The organism is Bacillus sp. Y3 (assembly GCF_008123875.1).
Lineage (GTDB): Bacteria > Bacillota > Bacilli > Bacillales > Bacillaceae > Bacillus > Bacillus altitudinis.
Map to the genome: position 1 here is coordinate 425,588 of NZ_VSSC01000003.1, position 22,836 is coordinate 448,423.

Consider the following 22,836-nt stretch of genomic DNA (forward strand, 5'->3'; position numbering starts at 1 on the left):
TTATGAAGTCATTCTCACTTGATCCGTCTGCACGTCATCACTTATACGGACGAATTGTCCTTCGTTATAAGGATAGCCTGCTTTCGTAATCTTCACTTTTACCAAACGGCCGATCATGTCCTCTGTTCCTTCAAATACGACCTTCATGTAGTTATCAGTATATCCTACATACAGATTGTGCGTTCCGTCTTGTTCTTTGAAGGATTCTTCTGGAATAATCTCTAAGACATCGCCTTCATATGCCGATGCATATTCTTTCGCAAGCTGATCAGAAAGAGCGATTAGACGGTGAACGCGTTCGTTTTTCACATTCTCATCTACTTGATCTTCCATTCTTGCAGCAGGGGTACCTGTCCGTTTGCTGTAAGGGAACACATGGAGCTCAGAGAATTGATGGTCTTTGACAAAATTGTATGTTTCCATAAATTCTTCTTCTGTTTCTCCTGGGAATCCAACGATCACATCTGAAGTGACAGCAAGACCTGGCAATGCTTTTTTGAGCTTCGTTAAACGCTCTGCAAAGAATTCCATTGTGTATTTACGGCGCATTCTTTTCAGTACAGTATTAGAGCCAGATTGAAGCGGAATGTGCAAGTGTCTCACAATTTTATCTGACTGATCGAGCACTTCAATCACTTCGTCTGTAATTTGACTTGCTTCAATGGATGAAATGCGGATTCGTTTTAATCCCGCCACACGTTCATCTAATTCTTTCAGAAGCTTAGCAAAGTTATAATCCTTTAAATCTTCACCGTATCCACCTGTATGAATACCTGTTAATACAATTTCTTTGTAGCCAGCATCGACAAGCTGCTGCGCTTGATTGATGACTTCTTCTGGATCGCGAGAACGCAGTAATCCGCGAGCCCAAGGGATAATGCAGAATGTACAGAAATTGTTACAGCCTTCTTGGATTTTTAATGAAGCACGTGTTCTGTCAGTAAACGCAGGAACATCTAGTTCTTCAAAGACCCGTGCTTTCATGATATTGCCAACTCCATTGATCGGCTGTCTTTCTCTTCTGTATTCTTCAATATAACCAAGCAGTTTATGTCTGTCTTGTGTGCCAACCACAATATCAACGCCAGGAATCGCCATGATTTCTGCCGGAGACGTTTGTGCGTAACAGCCTGTTACACAAATGACACCATCCGGATTATGACGAATGGCTCTTCTAATGACTTGGCGGCTTTTTTTATCGCCTGTATTGGTGACGGTACATGTATTAATGACATATACGTCTGCTTTTGATTCATAATCTTTTCTTTCATAGCCAGCTTCTTTAAACAGCTGCCAGATGGCTTCTGTTTCGTAGTGATTGACCTTACAGCCAAGTGTATGGAACGCTACTGTTCCCATCATGATTCACCTCTTAATAACTCTGTTTGATAAGATATAGCAGAAAGCGCGTAAAGAGGAGCTGTTTCTGTTCTTAAAATGCGTGGTCCAAGCCCGCAAATGACTGCACCATGCGCTTCAAGTTCTTCAATTTCCTTTTCTGCTAAACCGCCTTCTGGACCAAAAACCACTAATAAGGTTTGTCCGCCCTTCATCTGTTGGAGCACCGTTTGAAACCAGCTTTGCTCGCCTTCTTTCGATGATTCTTCGTATGCAACGACACATTTATCGAATTCACCGGCCAGTTGAATCAGCTCTTTAAATGTTGATACTGGATGAACGCGCGGAATGATATTCCGGTAAGACTGCTCGGCAGCTTCTTTCGCAATTTTTTCCCAGCGATCTCGTTTTTTTAATGACTTTTTTTGGTCAAGTTTTGTAATCGAACGAGTCGCTTGAAACGGAATAAAAGCACTTGCGCCAAGCTCGGTGCCTTTTTGAATAATCCATTCAAGCTTATCCCCTTTTGGCAGACCGCTTGCAATCGTCACCTTGATCGGAAGTTCTCGATTCTGATTCGTCCAGCCTTCCAAGTGACAAATCACTTCTTCCTTTGTTATTGTATCAATTTTACTGAGCGCTTCAAAGCCGTCTGTCGTTAAGCAAAGAATGTCCTCTCCTGCTTTCATCCGCATGACGTTTGCAAGGTGATGAACATCTTCACCCTTTATGACGATGTGTCCCTTTTCCGTCACTTCTTCTTTTGTGAGGTCGATAAAATATCGTTGCATACGTGTCCTGACACCTACTCGCTTTATTTTTTCGCTATAATGCTGACCCAATCTTCCATTGACAGCACTTCAACAATCTCAAAACCGGCTTCTTCTAAAGCCGTTTTGACTTGTAATTTCTTTTGTCCGATAATGCCTGATGTAATAAAGTAACCGTCTTTCTTCAATAGATCATACGCTTGATCTGTAAAGCGCAAGATGACCTCTGCAAGGATGTTGGCCACAATCACATCGCGTTCACCTGAAATCCCATCAAGTAAATTGTTTTGTTTTACCGTTACTTGCTCGCTCACACCATTTAATTCGATGTTCTGCTTTGCACTTTCCACTGCAACGGTGTCGAGATCAAATGCATGAATGTCTTTTGCACCGAGCATTGCAGCGGCAACACTTAAAATGCCAGATCCTGTTCCAACGTCAATCACCGTGTCGTTTTCCTTCACATAGCGCTCAAGCGCCTGAATGCAAAGAACCGTTGTTGGATGTGTACCGGTTCCAAATGCCATTCCAGGGTCCATTTCGATGATCAATTCATCAGAATGAACGGGTGTGTACTCTTCCCATGTTGGGACGATGGTAAATTTCTCAGAGATTTTCACAGGATGATAGTATTTCTTCCATGCAGTCGCCCATTCTTCTTCGTTTACTTCACAAATTGACAGTGTATTTCGTCCAAGGTCAATATCATATAGAAGAAGATTGTTGATGGCTTCTTTGATCTCATCTACCGTTTCCATCAAAAAGCTATTCATCGGAAGGTAGGCTTTGACGATAACCCCTTCCTCAGGATAATCATTCGGATCGAGCTGGTAGATCTCACCGTATACATTTTCACGTTCCTTGACTAAATCAAGCGGGTCCTCAATCACGACACCACTTGCACCTGCTTCATGCAAAATATTGGTGATCGGTTCCACCGCTTCATTTGTTGTATGGACGCTAATTTCTGACCACTTCAATACTACCAACTCCTTATCCGTCTTACTCGCCTTTAAATGCGCGTTTCACCTTATCGAAAAAGCTCATTTCTTGTTCGTCCGGTTTATTTCCGCTCACTTCAGCAAATTTTCTAATGATATCTTTTTGATTTTCAGTTAAATTCGTCGGTGTTACGACGCGTACAACGATATGCTGATCGCCTTGACCATAACCGCGTACATTTTTTACACCTTTTCCTTTGAGTCTAAACTTCGTACCCGTTTGTGTGCCCGCAGGAACTTTTAATTTGACTTTCCCATGTAATGTCGGCACTTCAATTTCATCACCTAGTGCAGCCTGCGCAAAGGTAAGCGGCATTTCGCAGTAGATGTCATCTCCATCTCGTTCGAAGAATTCATGCGCCCTCACATGGAAAACAACAAATAGATCGCCTGGAGGTCCTCCATTTACACCTGGTTCACCTTGACCAGATACTCTAAGCTGCTGACCATCGTCCACACCTGCTGGGATCGTCACATTGATTTTCTTACGCTTACGCACTTTACCAGATCCACCACATGTTGAACACTTATGCTCAATTTGTTTACCAGTTCCGCTACAGTAGTTACATACTCTGCGGTTGACTACTTTACCAAATGGCGTGGATTGCTCGACATTTAGTTGACCTGATCCGCCGCAATGTGAGCATGTCTTCGCCTGTGTTCCAGGTTTTGCACCTGATCCATGACACGTTTCACATGATTCCTCGCGGGGAATCTCGATCGTTGCTTCTTTCCCAAATGCCGCTTCTTCAAATGAAAGGGTCATTGTATATTGAAGGTCCGCTCCTTGACGTGGTGCATTTGGATCTCTTCTTCTAGCTCCGCCGCCAAAAATACTAGAGAAGATGTCATCAAAGCCGCCGAAGCCGCCAAAGTCTCCCCCACCGCCAAATCCGCCGCCACCAAATCCTTGGTTTGGATCGGTGTGACCGAACTGGTCATAATGTGAACGTTTTTGATCGTCAGAAAGGGTTTCATAGGCTTCTTTTACTTCTTTGAATTTATCATCTGAGCCAGCTTCTTTATTAATATCAGGGTGATACTTTTTTGAAAGCTTGCGGTATGCCTTTTTGATTTCGTCCTTTGAGGCGCTCTTACTCACGCCAAGCACTTCATAGTAATCACGCTTACTCATCTCTTCACACTCCCGATTTTCTCACATAAATACGATTGTATCATTTTAAATTGATCTTTTTCAATTCCTTTTCATCGTTGAAAAGAAAAAAGTCAAAGCCAAGAGATCCTGACTTTGACTTTCTGACGAGTACGTTTCAGCAGTCTTTTTCAAAAGTAAAGGTGATTATTTTTTCTCTTGATCGTCGTTTACTTCTTCGTATTCTGCATCCACTACATTGTCATCTGCTTTTTGAGCACCTTCAGCGCCTTCTTGCTGAGCTTGTGCTTGTTTTGCAGCTTCTTCATAGAGCTTTGTCGTTAATTCTTGAACGATTGTTTGTAGCTCATCTTTTTTCGCTTTGATGTCTTCAAGCTCGCCTTTTTCGATCGCAGCTTTTAGCGCATCTTTTGCATCATTCGCTTTTTTCACTTGCTCTTCATCGATTTTGCCTTCAAGATCTTTTAATGTTTTTTCTGTTGTAAACACTAATTGATCTGCTTCATTGCGCACTTCGATTTCTTCTTTTTTCTTTGCATCTGCTTCAGCATTTTCTTCTGCTTCTTTGACCATTTTTTCGATCTCATCATCAGAAAGACCTGAAGAAGATTTGATTGTGATGTTTTGCTCTTTGCCTGTACCCATATCTTTCGCACGTACGTTGACAATACCGTTTTTATCGATATCAAAAGATACTTCGATTTGTGGTACGCCGCGTGGTGCTGGCGGGATATCAGTCAATTGGAAACGACCTAATGTTTTGTTGTCTGCTGCCATTGGACGCTCACCTTGTAAGACGTGAATGTCTACAGCAGTTTGGTTGTCAGCAGCCGTTGAGAATACTTGAGATTTACTTGTTGGAATGGTTGTATTACGTTCAATCAGCTTTGTGAATACGCCGCCCATTGTTTCAATTCCTAAAGAAAGTGGTGTGACGTCAAGAAGAACAACGTCTTTGACATCTCCTGTGATAACTCCACCTTGAATTGCCGCACCAAGTGCAACCACTTCATCAGGGTTTACGCCTTTATGAGGCTCTTTACCTGTTTCTTTTTTGATTGCTTCTTGTACTGCAGGAATACGAGTTGATCCACCAACAAGGATAACTTTATCAATCTCGCTAGCAGATAGACCAGCATCTTTCAGTGATTGACGTACAGGTGTCATTGTACGCTCTACAAGGTCTGCAGAAAGCTCTTCGAATTTAGCACGCGTTAGCGTTAATTCTAGGTGAAGAGGACCTGCATCTCCAGCTGTGATAAATGGCAGTGAGATTTGTGTAGAAGATACACCAGAAAGATCTTTTTTCGCTTTTTCAGCAGCATCTTTTAAACGCTGAAGCGCCATTTTATCTTTTGAAAGATCAATGCCGTTTTCTTTTTTGAATTCAGCCACTAGATGATCGATGATGACTTGGTCAAAATCGTCTCCACCTAGACGGTTGTCCCCAGCAGTTGAGCGTACTTCAAAGACGCCGTCTCCAAGCTCAAGGACTGATACGTCAAATGTACCGCCGCCAAGGTCATATACAAGGATCGTTTGATCTTCATCTGTTTTATCTAAACCATAAGCAAGTGCAGCTGCTGTTGGTTCGTTGATGATACGTTCTACTTCAAGACCAGCAATTTTACCAGCATCTTTTGTTGCTTGGCGCTCTGCATCGTTGAAGTAAGCAGGAACTGTAATAACCGCTTTTGTTACTTCTTCGCCAAGATAAGCTTCAGCATAAGATTTAAGGTGTTGAAGAATAATTGCAGAGATTTCCTGCGGCGTGTAGTTCTTGCCTTCAACTTCTACTTTATAATCTGTACCCATATGTCTTTTAACAGACATGATGGTGTTTGGGTTTGTAATTGATTGACGTTTCGCTACTTCACCTACTTGGCGCTCTCCATTTTTAAAAGCGACAACAGATGGTGTTGTACGTGCTCCTTCAGCGTTTGCAATAACTTTTGGCTCGCCGCCTTCAAGTACTGCAACACATGAGTTTGTTGTTCCTAAGTCAATACCAATGATTTTACTCATATTCGATGACCTCCCATTATGTAGTTATTGATTTACTTTTACCATTGATGGACGAATAACTCGGTCTTTGAGTTTATAGCCCTTTTGCAATTCTTCTACAACGATGTTTGAATCGTAGTTTTCATCTTCAACTTGCATGACGGCTTGATGAAGGTTTGGATCGAACTCTTTGCCGACAGCTTCAATTGGTTCAACGCCTTCATTTTTCAATGCTTCTACCAGCTGGCGGTAAACCATTTGCATACCTTCTAACAAACTTTTCGTCTGCTCATTGTCTGGATCGATTCCAAGCGCTCTTTCAAAGTTGTCGAGAGCTGGGAGAAGGTCGCTGACAACATGTTGAGAACGATATTTTTGCACGGTCTCCACTTCAGTTCGAGCACGGCGTTTATAGTTTTCAAAATCTGCTTGAACACGCAGAATTTTGTTTTCTTTTTCATCTAGAAGCTGCTGCAATTCATCAATCTTCTCTTGGAAGGCAGACTGTTCATCGTGCTTTACTTCCTCAGTTTCTGCTTGAACTGCTTCTTCTTGTGCTTCAACCTCTGCTGCTTGCTCAGGTGTCTGTTTTTCTTCTGACATTGTGTTCACCTCCCTCAAAAGATTCAATTATACGAAGGGGCTGTGCCCCCACCTTTTATCACCCTACTCATCATACAAATTGGAAAGTGCGTTTGACAAGTCTTTTGATACATGATGCAAAAGACTAACGACTCGCCCGTAATCCATACGGGTTGGACCAATGACAGCGATGGAGCCGAGTGATTTTTGATCAATCGCATAAGTTGCTGTGATTAAACTGCAGTTCTCCATTGCTTCCAAATTGTTTTCTGAACCGATTTTAATGGTGATTCCTTGCTGATTTGGATGAAACAGCTGCATGACATCGTTCTTTTGTTCAATCAGCATCATGAGTGAACGAATGCGGTCAATGTCATGAAACTCTGGCTGGTTCAACATATTAATCTTCCCGCCAAAGAAAAGTTTTGATTCATTTTGTGTTGAAGTGAATGTGTTACCAAGTGCATCTAAAATATGATCATAGTCTTTTAAATGCGTGCGAAGGAGCATCACTACTTCTTTATACATCCTGTCCTTCAGCTGATCCATCGGGACTCCGGCTAAGCGGCTGTTTAAAATATTCATTAGCTTCTCAATATCGGAGACATCAAGATGCTCAGAGAAGGTAATGGTTTTGTTTTCAACATGCCCGCTGTCTGTAATCATAATCGCTACTGCTTTATTAGGCTGGACAGGGACAAGCTGAATTTGCTTCAATCGATTTTCACTTAGCTTTGGACCAAGGACAATCGATGTGTAGTTTGTGAGATCTGATAAAATTTCCGCCGATTTTTGAACTGTTTTTTCCAGCTCAAAAATTTTCTCCTGAAATACTGACTGGATGAGCACAAGCTCTTTAGATGACAGTTTTCGCGGAGAGAGCAAATGATCTACATAATAACGATATCCTTTTTCGGAAGGAATTCTTCCTGATGAAGAATGGGTCTTTTCAATAAAACCGAGTTCCTCCAAATCAGCCATTTCGTTTCTAATCGTCGCAGAGCTGAATGTAATGTCTTCTTTTTTGGAAAGAGTCCTTGATCCAACTGGCTGCGCCGAACGAATAAAGTCATTAATAATGACTTGTAGAATCAAAAGCTGACGATTTGTTAACATCATCATCACCCCTGTTAGCACTCTCTTTCAACGAGTGCTAATTGTATAAACAAAATTACCAAACTCAAATTAAAATGTCAATTATAACTCACCGAGAAACGCTTGAAATACTTCATTCCCTAACAATTTTCCTTTTCTGGTCAAGCGAATGCCAATCTCATCCTGTTCAATGAGACCTTTTTCTGCTAATTCTTCAAGAACGACGGGAAAGAGTGCTTCTGGTGATGCTCCAAATTTCGCCTGAAAGTGAGCACTTTTCACGCCTTCAATTTTCCGCAAACCTAAGAACATTTCTTCTTCGATCTGTTCTGCTTTTGTCACCTGATGCGTTTCCTTATATGGAAACCCTGTTTGATCAATTAGCTCTAAGTAATGCTTCACTGGTCCAGCGTTCACATTACGGACGCCATCTACATACCCGTGCGCTCCTGCGCCAAAACCAAAGTAATCTTCGTTGCTCCAATAGGTGAGGTTATGCTGGCTTTCAAAACCTGGTTTGGCGTAATTGCTAATCTCATATTGTTTGAGTCCGTGCCGCTCCATTTCATCCATGACGAGCTCATACATTTCAGCCTCACGTTCTTGCGGTGGTAAATGCAGTTTCCCTTTTTGCATTAAATTGTAAAAAACCGTCTTCGGCTCGACAATCAGCGAATAAACCGAATAATGTTCTGCACCTAATGAAAAAGCGGTCTCTAGTGAATGCATGACATGATGCTTCTCTTGATGAGGCAAACCAAACATCAGATCAAGACTAATGTTGTCAAACCCAACTGCTCTTGCTCGCTCGAAAGATGTGAGAACATCTTTCTTTTGATGAACCCGTCCAATTTTTTTGAGCAGGTCATCTTCAAATGTTTGAACACCAAAGCTCAGCCGATTAACGCCAGCTGATTTTAAGACATTCAATTTCTCAAGCGATAGTTCGTCTGGGTTTGCTTCTACTGCAAACTCGATTAAGTTTTTGGTTGGTTTTAATACGCGGTGAATGCTGTCCATAAGCTGATCTAACTGGCTGGTTGTGAGTGATGTCGGGGTTCCCCCGCCAATAAAGATCGTCTTTAATTCTTGCTCCCCTTTTTGATCGATCGTGTGCTGCATTTCTTTTTCAAGAGCGGCTAAGTATTCATCGACCGGCTGGGTTTTAATGAAAAATTTATTGAAATCACAATAGTGACAAATGTGCTCACAAAATGGAATATGAATGTATGCTGCTTTCAATTATTGACACCTTCTTTACAGGTAAAGAGCCGCAGTTTATCGCTGCGGCCTCTTCGTTTGTTTTCGACTATAAACGTCAAGGCGAGCATTGTAAAGCAGGTTGCCTTGAGGATGTTATTTTTTCGGTGTGCTGTCGTCCATTTTCAGCACGGCCATAAATGCTTCTTGTGGGACTTCTACAGAACCCACTTGCTTCATGCGCTTTTTCCCTTCTTTTTGCTTCTCAAGAAGCTTTCTTTTCCGGGAAATATCTCCACCATAACACTTCGCTAGTACGTTCTTGCGCATTGCTTTAATGGTAGACCGTGCAACAATCTTTTGACCGATCGCTGCCTGAACTGGTACTTCAAAGTGCTGGCGCGGAATCAGTTCTTTCAGCTTTTCTACAATGATCTTTCCGCGTTCATATGCATAATCGCGGTGAACAATAAAGGAAAGAGCATCGATTTTTTCGCCATTGAGCATGATATCCATTTTCACTAGAGTGGATGGGCGATAGCCGATCAGCTCGTAATCAAAGGATGCATATCCTTTTGTATTGGACTTTAATTGATCAAAGAATTCGTATACGATCTCTGCCAGAGGAATTTCGTACACAATGCTCACGCGGTTTGCATCAAGATATTGCATATCAATGAAATTGCCGCGCTTTCCTTGGCAAAGCTCCATCACAGAACCAACATAATCATTTGGCACCATCATTGTTGCCTTCACGTATGGCTCTTCAATTCGCTCAATCTTTTGCGGATCAGGCAAATTGGATGGGTTATCTACAACAATTTTTTCTCCGTCTGTCATATACACATCGTAAATAACACTTGGCGCTGTCGTAATGAGGTCGATTTTAAATTCACGTTCAATCCGTTCTTGGATGATTTCCATATGAAGCATGCCAAGGAAGCCGCAGCGGAAGCCGAAGCCCAGTGCTTGGGATGTCTCTGCCTCATATTGAAGTGAAGAATCATTTAATTCAAGCTTTTCTAACGCTTCACGCAAGTCGTTATATTTCGCTGTGTCAATTGGATAAAGGCCGCAGTACACCATTGGGTTCAGCTTTCTATATCCAGGTAGAGCTTCTTTCGCAGGGTTTACCGCACTTGTGATCGTATCCCCTACACGTGTATCGCCAACATTTTTAATAGCAGCTGTTAAATAGCCAACATCTCCAACAGTGAGTTCGTCTGTTGGCATTGCTTTCGGTGTAAATACGCCGACTTCAAGCACTTCAAATTCTTTGCCTGTCGCCATCATCTTGATTTTTTGACCCGGTTTGACGGTTCCTTCGACAATTCGTATGTAAGCAATGACGCCACGATACGCATCGTAGAGAGAATCAAAAATGAGGGCTTGAAGTGGTGCTTCTGGATCTCCAGCTGGTGCCGGCACCTTTTCGACGATTTGTTCTAAAATATCCTCGATCCCGATGCCCGCCTTAGCAGAGGTAAGAACAGCTTCAGATGCATCCAACCCGATGACATCTTCAATTTCCTGTCTTACACGTTCAGGTTCTGCACTCGGCAGATCAATTTTGTTAATGATCGGCAGGATTTCTAAGTTGTTATCAAGAGCTAAATAAACGTTCGCTAGTGTCTGTGCTTCAATGCCTTGTGCTGCATCCACCACAAGAATTGCACCTTCACAGGCAGCTAGGCTTCGAGATACCTCATAGGTGAAGTCGACATGCCCTGGTGTATCAATCAGGTGCATAATATATTCTTCTCCATCCTTCGCCTGATATTTCAGCTGGACAGAGTTTAATTTGATCGTAATGCCGCGTTCACGCTCTAAGTCCATGGAATCAAGTAATTGTTCTTTCATTTCTCGTTGCGTAATCGCCGCTGTTTTTTCCAAAATACGGTCAGCCAATGTGGATTTCCCATGGTCAATATGGGCGATAATGGAGAAATTTCGAATTCTTGATTGCCGTTCTAATCGTTTTTCTTTATCTGTCACAATCTATCACTCCTACTATAAAACGCGGGTTGCGCTAGGTTAGATTATATCAATAGGGCTGTAAAGATTCAATCGAAATCAAGAAAAGCCGCTCATCGGTTAGCGGCTTTCACGAAAAGGTGTGATATCTTATGAAACAACATCCAACATGATGCTTACAACAGTTTATTTACCATTCATCCAATCATAAAGCGTACGGGCTGCATGCGTCATACCATCTGATAATGCTTTTCCGGCCTTAGAGAAGGCATTAAAGCTCTCCATTTCTTCTAGCTGCTTTTGCTTTTCTGCTAAGTCTTTTTGTGTGACAGCTGTTCCGAGGATAGAAGCTTCTTTTTCTTGATCATCATTCGTTTGGACAGTGAAGGCCCCTTTTAATTGCGGATCATGATACCCTTTCATTTGCAGCATGCCATTATTGGCTTGCTGCATTCCTAAAAAGACACCGAATAGCAATACGAGCGATAAAATAATGGTTTTTCCGATAAATGAGCCCATGTCCTCCACCACCTTAAGACCGTTTTTTCTCATCCTTTGCTTTGCCGTCTACCTTTTCTGCGTCCCAGAAAATTTCACTGAACACATCAGCTGCTGCATTGGATGCGTTTTTCAATTCTTCCATATTATTATCCACACCGCCAAATTCTAATAGGAGGGCTTTGTCAGATAAATCTTGATTATAGATTCCATTATCACCAATTTCTCCTTTGGCAAACACACCGACACTAAGTCCTTTATATTTTTTCTCCATCAAATGGTGGAACTCTGTCGCCAGCTTTAAATTTTTCTCATAGCTTTGATTCTTCTTCCCTACAACAAACGCGATTCTCGCATATTTCTTGCCTTTGATTTCTACTGTCGTATCTTTCTTTCTTCTTGAATCCCGGTGAATATCGATTAAGTAATCTAGATCATCATTTTTAGCGAGAGCTTCTTTTACAACCAATCTGGATTCATTATACGATTGTGGGTACTTCAGGCCTTTTTTCAGCAGTCTTTTTTCAATTTCTGTTTTATCCACTGTGTTGCCGATTCCTTGCTGATCGAGCGCTTTACCAAACATCTCCCCGACAAGGGTGACGTTCACTTTTGAGTGGCGCGCATTGTTTGGGTTTGTTTCTCCTTTTAAAAATGGTAAATATGATTCCGTATTATGTGTGTGATAAATGTACACAGCTTTTCGTTTTCCTGTCGACTGGTCCGGCTCTTTTGCAGGCGTTTTCGGTTCATCTTCATCAAGCTTGTCCAGCTCAGCTAGATTTGCTTCTTTTTCATCTTTGATGACTTCACTTGGGGGCGGCGATTCCATTGGCATATTCGTATAGTCTGTACCTTCACCTGCTAGGATGATTTTTGTATCAAAATGTTCAAAGCCTGGCAGCTCTCTTCCTAGAAAACTACGGGGGTCTTCTAAATTGATACTTGTGGCAAGTTTGAGTGACAGCCCGGAGAAATGAAATCCTTTTTGATCTTCAGGGACTGCTGAGGCAAAATATTGATTTTCCATCCCCATTAGAGCTGCAAAGAATGCACCTGACAGCTCATCTGCCACACCATACAATGATGCTTGAGGCCTAAGCTCAGGTTTTAAAGACGTCAAAGCCCCTGACATGACAAACACAACCACCAGAGAGACAATAAACAAAAAAATACTCTTCACTACTTTTGTTCCATTAATCGCAACGACCAACTGTCGAGGACGGCGAGGTCTTTTTTTCATGATTTACTCCCTCCAGCACGCTTTCTAGTAATTACACTATGAGCGAGCTAGAGAAAGTAGAACTGTTTAATGATTATAGGAACCCATGTTGTCTTGAGAGATTTTTTGATGAAGTGCTGTATTTAACCCATTGGCGAGTACGTTCGCCATGTCATCAATGAATGTATCCACTTCTTTCGGTGTGACCATTAGATTTTGTCCAAGCGGTGCAAGCACTTCATGGATCAACTGTCTTTTTTCTTCTTCAGGAAGCGTTCCGACGATTCCTAAAAAGGATTGACGCGTTTCATCATCTGGCAAATCCTCTTCATTCAGCACTTTTTTCTTCCCAAATGTCAGACCCGCTGGTACTAAAGATCGGGAAGGTCTATCATCTTTCAGTTCTCTACCAAAATGCTTTAACACGTAATCAATCGTGTCACTTGCGATCGTGACTGCATCGACCACTGTTGGTACACCAATGGCAATGACTGGAATCCCCAAGGTCTCTTTGCTTAATTCTTTTCGTTTATTTCCGACACCCGATCCTGGATGTATACCTGTATCAGAAATTTGAATCGTCGTATTCACCCGTTCTACTGCACGTGCAGCCAGTGCATCGATGGCGATCACAAAATCTGGTTTAGATCGTTCAATGACACCTTGTATAATGTCACTTGTTTCTATACCAGTCAGTCCCATGACCCCAGGCGATAGGGAAGACACTGGGCGATAGCCTTCCTGCACATTCTCAGGCTGTAATTCAAATAAATGGCGTGTCACCAGCAAATTTTCAACTGTGAGCGGCCCTAAAGCATCAGGCGTGACATTCCAGTTTCCGAGTCCTACGACAAGACAGCTCGCATCTGCCTGAATGCCGTGATCTTTTAAAAACTGAGCAAAATGATGGGCAAAAACTTCGACCACTTTTTCTTGCATCTCAGAGTCTTTCTCCCGAATTCCTTGCGCCTCAAGCGTCAAGTATGTCCCTGCCTTTTTTCCGGTCAGCTCTTCTCCTTCTGTCGTAATCTCCACAGTGCGGATGCGGATGCCGTGCTCTTCCTTCTCCTTCTCAACAATTCCTTGAATACCGTCCTTTTTGACCACATTCGGATCGTTCTCTTGTTCTAGTATCTCTTTTGTTTCAACGGCCAAATCGGTCCGGATTTGATAAGCGCTTAAATCAAGTTTCTGTTTCTTCATGAAAAGGCTCCTTCCATCAAGTAATTAACAGTAGTCTTTCCATCTCTTTCAAGAAACATTCGAGCGCTTCATCAATGAAAAATACTTTACATTTATATTGCATTCTAAAGGTGTGTTTGATAGAATACAATTTGTTCTATTGTGAAGATTTAACCTTAAGACAATTGTGTTTAGGTTGTATCTTAGGAGGTGAAACACATGCCAAATATTAAATCAGCGATCAAACGTACAAAAACGAATAACGAACGCCGTGCACACAACGCAACAATCAAGTCTGCGATGCGTACTGCGATTAAACAAGTTGAAGTTTCTGTAGCTAACAACGATGCTGAGCAAGCAAAAGCTGCTCTTTCTTCTGCTGCAAAACGCATTGACAAAGCCGTTAAAACTGGTCTTGTACACAAAAACGCAGCTGCGCGTTACAAATCAAGACTTGCGAAACAAGTAAACGGACTTTCTGCATAATGTTTGCAACGCCTCAGTGATGAGGCACCTGTTTAACTGTACGTCCGTCCTGAACGGCTCAGCCATAAGGACAGACTGGCAATTATACATCTAAACAAAAACGACCCTCTTTTGAGAAGGTCGTTTTTTTATGTTCAAGCCCCTAATAACCGAAGCAGGAACAATTCTAATAATAGCTGCTTGTCCTTTTTACCCGTTTTCATTTCATAATCAATCGTGGAGAGCTCTTTGACGATGTACTTTAGCTCTTCTTCTGAAAACAGTCTTGCTTGATCCATCGCGAGTTTGACCCGAAATGGGTGGACTTTCAGGTTTGACGCAATTTGTTTTTGCCCGTATCCATGTTGAGCAAAGTACTTTGTCTGCAATATCAACCGAAATTGATTTGAAATGAGTGCTAATATTTTAATGGGTTCCTCATTTTGCTTTAGGAGATCATAAAACATTTGCATCGCTTCAGACCGGCGCCTGTTCACGATTTGGTTAATCAGTTCGAAAATATTCTGCTCCAAACTTCGTGCAACGAGCTGATTGACATCCGCCAGCTCAATTTCCTCTCGCTGCCCGATATATGTACTTAGCTTTCGAACCTCTTGAAAAAGTGAGGACAGGCTCCCGCCACATAACATGACAAGCTGTTCTGCCGCTTCAGCCGAGATTGTTTTTCCTTCTGTTTTCACCAGCGTGATGGTGAAATCTGTTGTTTCTTTCGGATTTAACTCTTTCGCCTCAACTACAGCCGCTTTCTTTTTTAACAATTTGGTGATTTTCTTACGTTCGTCCAGTTTTTCATATGGGGCTAATAACACGAGAATCGTGTAGGGTGCTGGCTTTTCTAAATAAGCTTCTAACACAGAAAGCTGATGCTCGATCTTTTCTTTTTTCTTTTCTGCAGTGAGGAAATAAGGGTTCTTGATCACAACGAGACGCCGCTCTCCCATAAACGGAAATGTTTCTGCGTCCGTCACAGCCTGCTCAAGCGGCACCTCTTCCATATCGAAGACAGAGTAATTAAAATCCTTTGTTTCTTCGTCGACGACAGCTTGTCTCAATTTTGCAGCTGTCTCTTGAAGTAAATACGTTTCTTTTCCATATAAGCAATAAACGGGGTGAATATCCCCTTTTTTTAAATTGTTCCATACTTCAAAGACCATTCGCTTAAATCCCTCTCTTTCACTTCCTCCTCTATCCTAAAGTGTGTAGAGACATTAGTAAAGAGGAAGCTGAAAGTGCCGCCTCCTCATTTATAGTAAACGTCTCACGTAAGCTCCCGGGTCAGCTTACAGTCAGACGATATTCACAAAATGATCATGAAAATGGAAAACGGTTACTTTACCTTCTAGCAATTCCAAATGAGTTCAAGTATACTAAAAATAGCCAGGAGGGATGAAAATGAATGAATTTGAAAAGAATGTTCAAAGCAAGCGGAATGATGTGACCGACTCAGCTGTTGGTTTTATCGTCACATTCGGATTTTTCGCCTCAATGTTTATTTTGGCAACAGTGATACACCTCGTTGGATCTTAACTACATGAATGCAAGATGACTGCCGTTTTGGCAGTTTTTTTATTGATTTTGTAAGATATCATATGGAGGATGAGCGTAAAATGTTCCATCCTCTTCAAGAAATTCATAGGTCACACTTCCATCGATATCTGTACGATACACCTTTGTTTGATGATCATTTAATTTTTTCAAAACTTCTTGATGAGGATGGTGATACCGATTTCGTTCACCTGCTGAAATCAGTGCATATGACGGGTTTAAATGCTGAAGCCATTCTTCACTTGTTGATCCTTTACTCCCGTGATGCCCAACCTTCAAGACATCCGCTCTCAGCTTGGGGTAAGCTTGAATGATGTCTCGCTCCCCTTCTTGTTCAAGATCCCCAGTCAGCATAAAACGCTTGCCGCCAAGCATAAAGGTGAGGACCAGTGAATCATTATTTTTACTCGTCACCTGGTCACGTGCGGGATGCAGAACGTCAAATTTTTGTCCTCCAATTCTCAGCTTATCCCCTCTTTCTAACTCATCTATAGGAATCCTTTGATCAGCCGCTTCCTTTAAAAGCTGTGCATCCTCTGGATTTCGAGCAAAGCCTTTTGGGATTGCAAGACGTTTGACTTTATTTCGCTTTATTAACCGCATCGCTTCTCCCATATGATCTTGATCTGCATGGGTAAGGATGAGGACATCAAGTTTTGCTATGCCTTTAGAATGCAGAAATGGAATAAGCGTTTGATCCCCAATTGTAGATACTTTACGTCTTTTTTTCCATGGCTCTTCTTCAAAAGAAAGTCTGCCTCCTGTATCGACTAATATATGCCCGGTTCGATAAGGTAGCTGAATAAACAAACTATCCCCTTGTCCTATATCTAACATCGTGACCTCTCCTTTTTGAAGAAAATTCGGCGTGAAATAGTGTACAGCCAGCACACAAATGAGAATCAAAATCGGCACAAGATAAGATTTGATAGAAGTTTTACATTCCATCACAATGAATAGAAAAACAATGGAGGAAACCTCTAGGAGAACATGCCACCATGTCGATTTCATAAAAATGAGAGTAAGACCATCGTAAGCAGCCATATGTGCTGACAATTGATGACTAAACTGGATCACCCAATCAAGCAGCTGAAACAGTGTTTGTCCAAGCGGAAGATAAATGATAGATAAAAGAAAAAAGAATAAGGACAGAGGCATGACAACCATTGTATAAAAAGGAACAAACATCATATTTAAAGGAACACTCAGCAAGGAAAATTGCTGAAAATAATATAAAAGAACAGGAAGCGAAGCAAGCTGTGCAATCAAGGAAATGAGGAATAACTGCATCACCGAACTTTTTGCTTTTGATAAAATACTAGTGGATAGCAAAATAAATAATGTCACTACAAATGACAGCTGAAAACCGACATCAAATATATAAAGTGGTTGAATAGCTAATAAAAGCAAGAACGCTGCACTTAACACGACCGCAGAAGGCTGTTTCATTTCTTTTGGCAGGCTTGTGATGACTAAATAAATTCCAGCCATGAGACAAGCTCTTAACACAGACGGTGCAGCACCTGTTAAACAAGCATAAACCGGCAAAAAGGATATTAAAAGAATACGTGCTGTCTCTCTTGTCACGCCAGCGCGGAGTAGACACCAAAATAGACAAGCGAGCAATGTTTGAACATGAAGTCCTGAAATGGCTAATAAATGAATGATGCCAAGCATTTGATAATCTCTTAATGTATCAGGGTCTATTAAATCACGATCGCCAAAAATAAGTGCCTGCACAATCCCAACAGAATTCTTCGGAACGTGATCTTCTAGAAATTTCAACCCCTTCTGCCTAATAGATGAAAGGTCATGTGAAGGGCTGTCATGTTTCGTGCAGCTTTTCATAGACTGCGTTAAGAAAATAGCATCAATACCTTTTGTTTTTAGAAATTGATCATATTGAAAGCCATTCGGTATGGTAGCATGTTTAGGTAACCGAACCTCACCTGTCATATGACAGCTCATACCTGGCTCAACATCTTTTAACGCTTCTTTTTCACGCTCCGTTTGAATCGTATAAAATGCCGCTAGTCGACCATTCTCTGATGAAACAGTCGCTGAAAAGCGATTGCCATCTATTTTCGGAATCGTTTCAATCACAACCGAATGAGAAAATACTTTTTCTTGTATGGGATGATCCGTTTCAAAAAACTGATGCACCATAAAAATGAGCATATAGATCGTTCCACACAAACTGACCATTAAAAAGAGCTGGGGTGTTTTTTTCAGCAGACTGAAAAGAAGACATACAAGAAGAAAAAGGAGAAAATACAAATGAAGATGATATGCGGCCAGAGCAATTCCAGCAGCTGCTGAAATCGCCCCGAACGGCAAATACTTAGACATAGGAAGTAAATAATTGATTCGCCTTTTCATGCATTTGACGAATCTCTGTTTCGCTACGTCCTGATTCACTTAGTTTGCCTATTAAATCCGCAACAAAGGCTAATTTTTCTTGGTTTTTTAAGTCAATAATCATCTCATCTAGTTCAACCTGTTCTGTTTGAACTCCGGCTTGTTCGAATAAATCAACAGCATATGGATGATTTTTATAATCCTTCGCATAATACACTGTTCGAATACCTGCTTGAATAATCGCTTTACAGCACTGCAAGCAAGGAAAATGCGTCACATATATTTCAGCATCAGCCGTTGGTGCACCAAATTTGGCACATTGTAAAATAGCGTTCATCTCCGCATGGATTGTACGAACGCAGTGATGATCTATCACATAGCATCCTACATCTGCACAATGCACGTCACCGGCAATGGATCCATTATATCCACCTGCGATGATGCGCTTGTCTCTTACGATCGTTGCCCCAACAGCTAGCCGCTCACAGGTGCTTCGCAAGGCAAGCAAATGGCTTTGAGCCATAAAATATTGATTCCATGAAATTCTCTCCACGAGCTGATCCCTCCAGAATGATGGTTGGTATTAAGTGTACATGCCTTTCTTCTATACCGTCAATTCTACTTGACCGTCAGTTGATTTTTCAGCCGTTCAATGGTCTTCTCTCCAAAACCCGAAATATTCCGCAAATCTTCAATTTGCTGAAATTCTCCATGTTCTTCTCTATACGCAATGATGGCTTCCGCTTTGGCTGGGCCTATTCCGTTAATGGTCTGCAATTCCGCTGCATCAGCTTGATTGACATTCACCCCTTGACTCTGTTCATTTCCCGGCGGCGTATTAGCCGCTGCTGTTTGTCCCTGCTTGTCAGCCTCTCCCTTCTTTCGTACATAAATCATCATACTGTCCTCTAATTTTGCTGCTTGATTGATGTCAACTGTATCTGCCTTGCCCGTAAAACCACCTGCTTTTTTAATGGCTTCTTCAACTCTGTCCTCAGCTATAAATGCATAAACGCCCGGCTTCCGTACAGCTCCTTTGACCTCTACTACGATGGATGTTGGCTCTTTTTCTGCACTCTCTTGTTTTTCTTCTAATGTGACTTGCGTTTCATGTTGTTCTTTCAATACACTTGGCTCGGCGCTGCCTTTCTCTTTTCCTACTAAAAAGCAGAAACAGATGATGAGGAGAATGATGATTCCCGCTATCAGATAGAGACTGTATTTTTTCAACGAAATGAGCTGCTTCACTTGTTCACGCTTCTTTCAATCATATTTTCACGCTGCTTCACATACTGTTTAGAAGATAACAGATCCTATGCGTCTAAGGAGGGAGAACGTTTGAATATAGGGTTAATCGGTACAGGAAACATGGGTACCATACTTACTGAGGCATTTATTGAATCAAAAGCAGTCAATCCCTCATCTATCACCATTACAAATCGGACCATCGAAAAAGCGTTCAATATAAAAAAGAATCACCCAGAGGTCGAAGTGACGAAACAGCTTTCAGGAGCTGTAACAGATAAAGATTTCATCTTTGTTTGTGTCAAACCACTTGATATTTATCCGCTTTTAAAAGAGCTGAGCCCACTTTTAAAAGAACAGCAAACCATTGTCATCATTACAAGTCCGGTTCATCCTGAACAGCTTCAAGATATTGTTCCTTGTCAAACAGCCAGACTGATCCCAAGCATCACCAACCGCGCATTATCAGGCGCATCACTTTTATCATTTGGTTCATCATGCAATGTCACGACAAAAGCAGCGCTCAGACAACTCGCTTCCCGCATTTCAACACCAATCGAAATTCATCATTCAATCACACGGGCAGCCTCAGATATTGTCAGCTGCGGTCCTGCCTTTATTAGCTTTCTTGTTCAGAAAATGATTGAAGCCGCTGTTGAAGAAACAGATATTTCAAAAGAAGAAGCCACCACCTTATCAGAAGATATGCTTGTAGGACTTGGCCGTTTGATTGAAAAAAGGGTGTATACCCTGCCTACACTGCAAGAGAAGGTGTGTGTAAAAGGCGGCGTCACCGGCGAGGGTATTAAAGCACTTGAAGCAGGTGTTCAAGATATGTTCCATCAGCTTTTCCAGAACACTCATGACAAGTTCGATGAGGATGTAGAAGCGGTTGCGCATCAATACCCGCCGAGTGTGTTTACTGATGATCTCAGAAATTAAACATGTTCGCAACAAGCGAAAAAAGGGTTTTAAAAAAACCATCGTCCATTAAACGATGGTTTTTGGTTTCTTCGCTGAAATAAAATATCTTTCTGCACATTCTTGAGGTGCTTCATTTGTAAAATCAGCGGTCACTTCAATCTGTTCAAAGCCAGCGGACTCAAGGAACGCTGCATATGTCTCAAAAGGAAATGTACGCTGTTCGTGCGTTTCATCATAACGCTCATACACGTCTCCGTCTTTTACAAAAAAGCTTAAATCATGAATGACTGAAAATGGATGATCTCCTTGATCACTCTGCCAAATGTAGCTGATTTCTTCATCTTGATCGGCATAAGTAGATCCAGGAAATACCTCTTCCATTTTATAAGGGGTATGAACATCAAACAATAAAACCCCACCTGTCTCTAAAAGCTGAAACATGTTTTTAAAGGTTTTTTTGACGTCATTTTCGTTTTTTAGATAATTCAAAGAATCACAGCAAATAACCGCTGCTTGAAAAGTTTGTTCAAACCCCTCAAGCTCTCTCATATCTTGATGTAAAAATTGAATAGACTGCTTATGAGCCTGTGCTTTTTGCTGCGCAAATGCCAGCATCTCTTCACTTAGGTCAATTCCTGTGACCATGTGGCCTTTTGCAGCTAACCGAACAGAGATCTCTCCGGTTCCACAACCTACATCGATAATCGCACTATTCGGCTTGATATACCGCTGTATCCACTGAACCCATTCATCATAAGGGGCATGTGTCATGAGCTCATCATACACACCTGCAAACCCTTGATATATCATGAGTTAATGCCAAGCGAAAGCGTTTCTCTCGGCGCATCTCCCCAAAGCTTCTCTAAGTTATAGTATCCTCTTTCCTCTTTGTGGAACACATGAGCAATGACATCTCCTAGATCAATCAAGACCCATCTTGCTTCGTCAAAGCCTTCCATCTTTTTGACTTCGATGCCGCCTTCTTCTGCAAGGTGTTTCACTTCTCTTGCAATGGCCTGTACTTGTTTGTCAGAATTCCCGTGACAAATGAGAAAATAATCTGCAACAAGTGAGATCCCTTGCATATTCAGGGCAATAATATCCTCTGCCCGTTTATCATCGCACGCTCCAGCTGCGATGTTTAAAATTGATGATGCATCCATCAAAATTCCTCCTTAGTTGTTCTTTTGCACAAGTGAGTTATAAGTAGCAAGTGTATCTGGGAAAACTGGCTGATTCTTTTTCATTAAAAAGCTGACGGTGTTTTTTAAAGATTGAATCAAGGCAAGGTCCAAATCCTGCTCTGCTAACTCTCTTACTTCCTCTACACCAGGAAAATGGCGTCCTGGCTCTATATAGTCGGCGACATAAATAACTTTTTCAAGCAATGTCATGTTCGGTCTGCCGGACGTATGGAATTCAATGGCTGTTAAAATATCTTGGTCGTCAATTCCAACTTCTTTTTTGACCAAATAGGCACCAACTGGGGCATGCCAAAGCTCAGGTGAATATTTAAGCAATAGAGGGTTCATCTGTTCTTGCTGGATGATGCCCTTCATTTCTTCTTTCGGTCTAAATTTAGCATAATCGTGGAAAATAGCCGCGATCTCTGCTTTTTTCACATCTGCACCAAAACGTTCAGCTAATGAAATGGCCGTCTCCATGACCCCAATTGTATGTGTATATCTATGCTCTGTTAACTGCTGTTTGACACAGTTTAAAGCTTCTTCACGATTCATATAAATGATGCTCCTTTATATAACTCTCAACCGCTTTCGGAATCAAATAATCAACAGGTTTCCCCTGCTTCATTCGCTGCCTAATCAATGTCGATGATACATCAAAAACCGGAACATCTGCAAACAAAAGAGGATACGCCGTACTTCCTTCATAACCTGGTCTTTTCATCCCAATAAAGGTGATCATCTGAAGCAAATCATCGATTCTGTGCCATTTCGGCAAATACTCGACCATGTCCGCTCCAATCATAAAAAAGAACTCATCTTCAGGATGGCGCTTCTTTAACAGCTCAACCGTATCTACTGTATAAGATGGGCCCTCCCGCTCCATTTCAATAAGCTCAACTCGAAAATGAGGATTTGTCTGAATCGCTTTTTCCACCATTTTTACGCGGTGATGACTCTCTGCTCGTTTTCGGCCCGTTTTATGAGGGGGCTTGTGATTTGGGATAAACCAAATTTCATCAAGCCCTACTTGGAAACGCACCTCACTTGCCATCAGCAAATGCCCATTATGCGGGGGATCAAACGTACCGCCGAACAATCCTATTTTTTTCAT

23 protein-coding genes are annotated in these 22,836 nt (G+C 41.7%); 3 read left to right on the plus strand and 20 right to left on the minus strand.

What is annotated here, in order from left to right; all coding sequences use genetic code 11:
• The 12 genes from mtaB to gpr form a co-directional block, all read right to left on the minus strand.
• Complete coding sequence (gene mtaB, locus FXF70_RS07260) at window positions 1-1,359, minus strand: tRNA (N(6)-L-threonylcarbamoyladenosine(37)-C(2))-methylthiotransferase MtaB (RefSeq protein WP_017367626.1); 1,359 nt, start codon at window positions 1,357-1,359, stop codon at window positions 1-3.
• Window positions 1,359-2,129 (minus strand): 16S rRNA (uracil(1498)-N(3))-methyltransferase, encoded by a 771-nt coding sequence (locus FXF70_RS07265; protein WP_148780050.1) that lies wholly within the window; start codon window positions 2,127-2,129, stop codon window positions 1,359-1,361. The genes mtaB and FXF70_RS07265 overlap by 1 nt, the downstream gene beginning before the upstream one ends.
• A 23-nt stretch (window positions 2,130-2,152) precedes the next feature.
• Window positions 2,153-3,088, minus strand: coding sequence for a 50S ribosomal protein L11 methyltransferase (prmA, locus tag FXF70_RS07270; protein WP_035390850.1), 936 nt, complete (start codon window positions 3,086-3,088; stop codon window positions 2,153-2,155).
• Between the two features lie 22 nt (window positions 3,089-3,110).
• The gene (gene dnaJ / locus FXF70_RS07275) at window positions 3,111-4,244 is read right to left on the minus strand and encodes a molecular chaperone DnaJ (protein ID WP_008342467.1); all 1,134 of its coding nucleotides are present in this window, start codon (window positions 4,242-4,244) and stop codon (window positions 3,111-3,113) included.
• Window positions 4,245-4,409: 165 nt separating this feature from the next.
• Window positions 4,410-6,248 carry a molecular chaperone DnaK gene (dnaK, locus tag FXF70_RS07280; protein WP_008342469.1) on the minus strand — a complete coding sequence of 613 codons (1,839 nt, stop codon included), beginning with the start codon at window positions 6,246-6,248 and terminating at the stop codon, window positions 4,410-4,412.
• 24 nt (window positions 6,249-6,272) lie between these two features.
• Window positions 6,273-6,830: a nucleotide exchange factor GrpE gene (grpE, locus tag FXF70_RS07285; RefSeq protein WP_008342471.1), complete on the minus strand. Its 558-nt coding sequence runs from the start codon at window positions 6,828-6,830 to the stop codon at window positions 6,273-6,275.
• Between the two features lie 63 nt (window positions 6,831-6,893).
• Window positions 6,894-7,925, minus strand: a complete 1,032-nt coding sequence (gene hrcA, locus FXF70_RS07290) for a heat-inducible transcriptional repressor HrcA (protein ID WP_008342473.1) — start codon at window positions 7,923-7,925, stop codon at window positions 6,894-6,896.
• Between the two features lie 81 nt (window positions 7,926-8,006).
• Window positions 8,007-9,146 (minus strand): radical SAM family heme chaperone HemW, encoded by a 1,140-nt coding sequence (gene hemW, locus FXF70_RS07295; protein ID WP_148780051.1) that lies wholly within the window; start codon window positions 9,144-9,146, stop codon window positions 8,007-8,009.
• 114 nt (window positions 9,147-9,260) lie between these two features.
• A complete protein-coding gene (lepA, locus tag FXF70_RS07300; RefSeq protein ID WP_008342476.1) occupies window positions 9,261-11,099 on the minus strand; it encodes a translation elongation factor 4 in 1,839 nt (612 codons plus the stop codon).
• Window positions 11,100-11,264: 165 nt separating this feature from the next.
• Window positions 11,265-11,597 (minus strand): YqxA family protein, encoded by a 333-nt coding sequence (locus FXF70_RS07305; protein ID WP_008342478.1) that lies wholly within the window; start codon window positions 11,595-11,597, stop codon window positions 11,265-11,267.
• Window positions 11,598-11,610: 13 nt separating this feature from the next.
• A complete protein-coding gene (locus FXF70_RS07310) occupies window positions 11,611-12,819 on the minus strand; it encodes a stage II sporulation protein P (RefSeq protein ID WP_148780052.1) in 1,209 nt (402 codons plus the stop codon).
• A 66-nt stretch (window positions 12,820-12,885) separates the two neighbouring features.
• A complete protein-coding gene (gene gpr / locus FXF70_RS07315) occupies window positions 12,886-14,001 on the minus strand; it encodes a GPR endopeptidase (RefSeq protein ID WP_008342483.1) in 1,116 nt (371 codons plus the stop codon).
• Between the two features lie 198 nt (window positions 14,002-14,199).
• Between gpr and rpsT the strand changes: the two genes are divergently transcribed.
• On the plus strand, window positions 14,200-14,466 hold the full coding sequence (rpsT, locus tag FXF70_RS07320) for a 30S ribosomal protein S20 (RefSeq protein ID WP_008342485.1): 267 nt from the start codon (window positions 14,200-14,202) through the stop codon (window positions 14,464-14,466).
• A gap of 134 nt (window positions 14,467-14,600) precedes the next feature.
• Here rpsT and holA read toward each other — a convergent pair whose 3' ends face one another.
• On the minus strand, window positions 14,601-15,620 hold the full coding sequence (gene holA / locus FXF70_RS07325; RefSeq protein ID WP_148780053.1) for a DNA polymerase III subunit delta: 1,020 nt from the start codon (window positions 15,618-15,620) through the stop codon (window positions 14,601-14,603).
• A gap of 238 nt (window positions 15,621-15,858) precedes the next feature.
• On the opposite strand from holA, the gene FXF70_RS07330 reads away from it, so the two are divergent.
• The gene (locus FXF70_RS07330; protein ID WP_008342491.1) at window positions 15,859-15,993 is read left to right on the plus strand and encodes a YqzM family protein; all 135 of its coding nucleotides are present in this window, start codon (window positions 15,859-15,861) and stop codon (window positions 15,991-15,993) included.
• Window positions 15,994-16,032: 39 nt separating this feature from the next.
• On the opposite strand, the gene FXF70_RS07335 is transcribed toward FXF70_RS07330, so the two are convergent.
• The 3 genes from FXF70_RS07335 to FXF70_RS07345 form a co-directional block, all read right to left on the minus strand.
• Entirely contained in the window at window positions 16,033-18,360 is a 2,328-nt protein-coding gene (locus tag FXF70_RS07335) for a DNA internalization-related competence protein ComEC/Rec2 (RefSeq protein ID WP_148780158.1), read from the minus strand.
• Window positions 18,353-18,922, minus strand: coding sequence for a ComE operon protein 2 (locus FXF70_RS07340; RefSeq protein WP_008342495.1), 570 nt, complete (start codon window positions 18,920-18,922; stop codon window positions 18,353-18,355). Before FXF70_RS07340 ends, FXF70_RS07335 begins: the two co-directional genes overlap by 8 nt.
• Window positions 18,923-18,987: 65 nt before the next feature.
• Entirely contained in the window at window positions 18,988-19,617 is a 630-nt protein-coding gene (locus FXF70_RS07345; protein ID WP_148780054.1) for a helix-hairpin-helix domain-containing protein, read from the minus strand.
• Between the two features lie 90 nt (window positions 19,618-19,707).
• On the opposite strand from FXF70_RS07345, the gene comER reads away from it, so the two are divergent.
• Window positions 19,708-20,556 (plus strand): late competence protein ComER, encoded by an 849-nt coding sequence (comER, locus tag FXF70_RS07350; protein WP_148780055.1) that lies wholly within the window; start codon window positions 19,708-19,710, stop codon window positions 20,554-20,556.
• 48 nt (window positions 20,557-20,604) lie between these two features.
• On the opposite strand, the gene FXF70_RS07355 is transcribed toward comER, so the two are convergent.
• The 4 genes from FXF70_RS07355 to FXF70_RS07370 are packed head-to-tail and all read right to left on the minus strand — an operon-like array spanning window position 20,605 to window position 22,836.
• Window positions 20,605-21,348 carry a class I SAM-dependent DNA methyltransferase gene (locus FXF70_RS07355; protein ID WP_148780056.1) on the minus strand — a complete coding sequence of 248 codons (744 nt, stop codon included), beginning with the start codon at window positions 21,346-21,348 and terminating at the stop codon, window positions 20,605-20,607.
• A complete protein-coding gene (rsfS, locus tag FXF70_RS07360; RefSeq protein WP_008342502.1) occupies window positions 21,345-21,701 on the minus strand; it encodes a ribosome silencing factor in 357 nt (118 codons plus the stop codon). The genes FXF70_RS07355 and rsfS overlap by 4 nt, the downstream gene beginning before the upstream one ends.
• 12 nt (window positions 21,702-21,713) lie before the next feature.
• Complete coding sequence (yqeK, locus tag FXF70_RS07365; RefSeq protein ID WP_035390865.1) at window positions 21,714-22,277, minus strand: bis(5'-nucleosyl)-tetraphosphatase (symmetrical) YqeK; 564 nt, start codon at window positions 22,275-22,277, stop codon at window positions 21,714-21,716.
• Window positions 22,267-22,836 (minus strand): nicotinate-nucleotide adenylyltransferase, encoded by a 570-nt coding sequence (locus FXF70_RS07370; RefSeq protein WP_148780057.1) that lies wholly within the window; start codon window positions 22,834-22,836, stop codon window positions 22,267-22,269. Before FXF70_RS07370 ends, yqeK begins: the two co-directional genes overlap by 11 nt.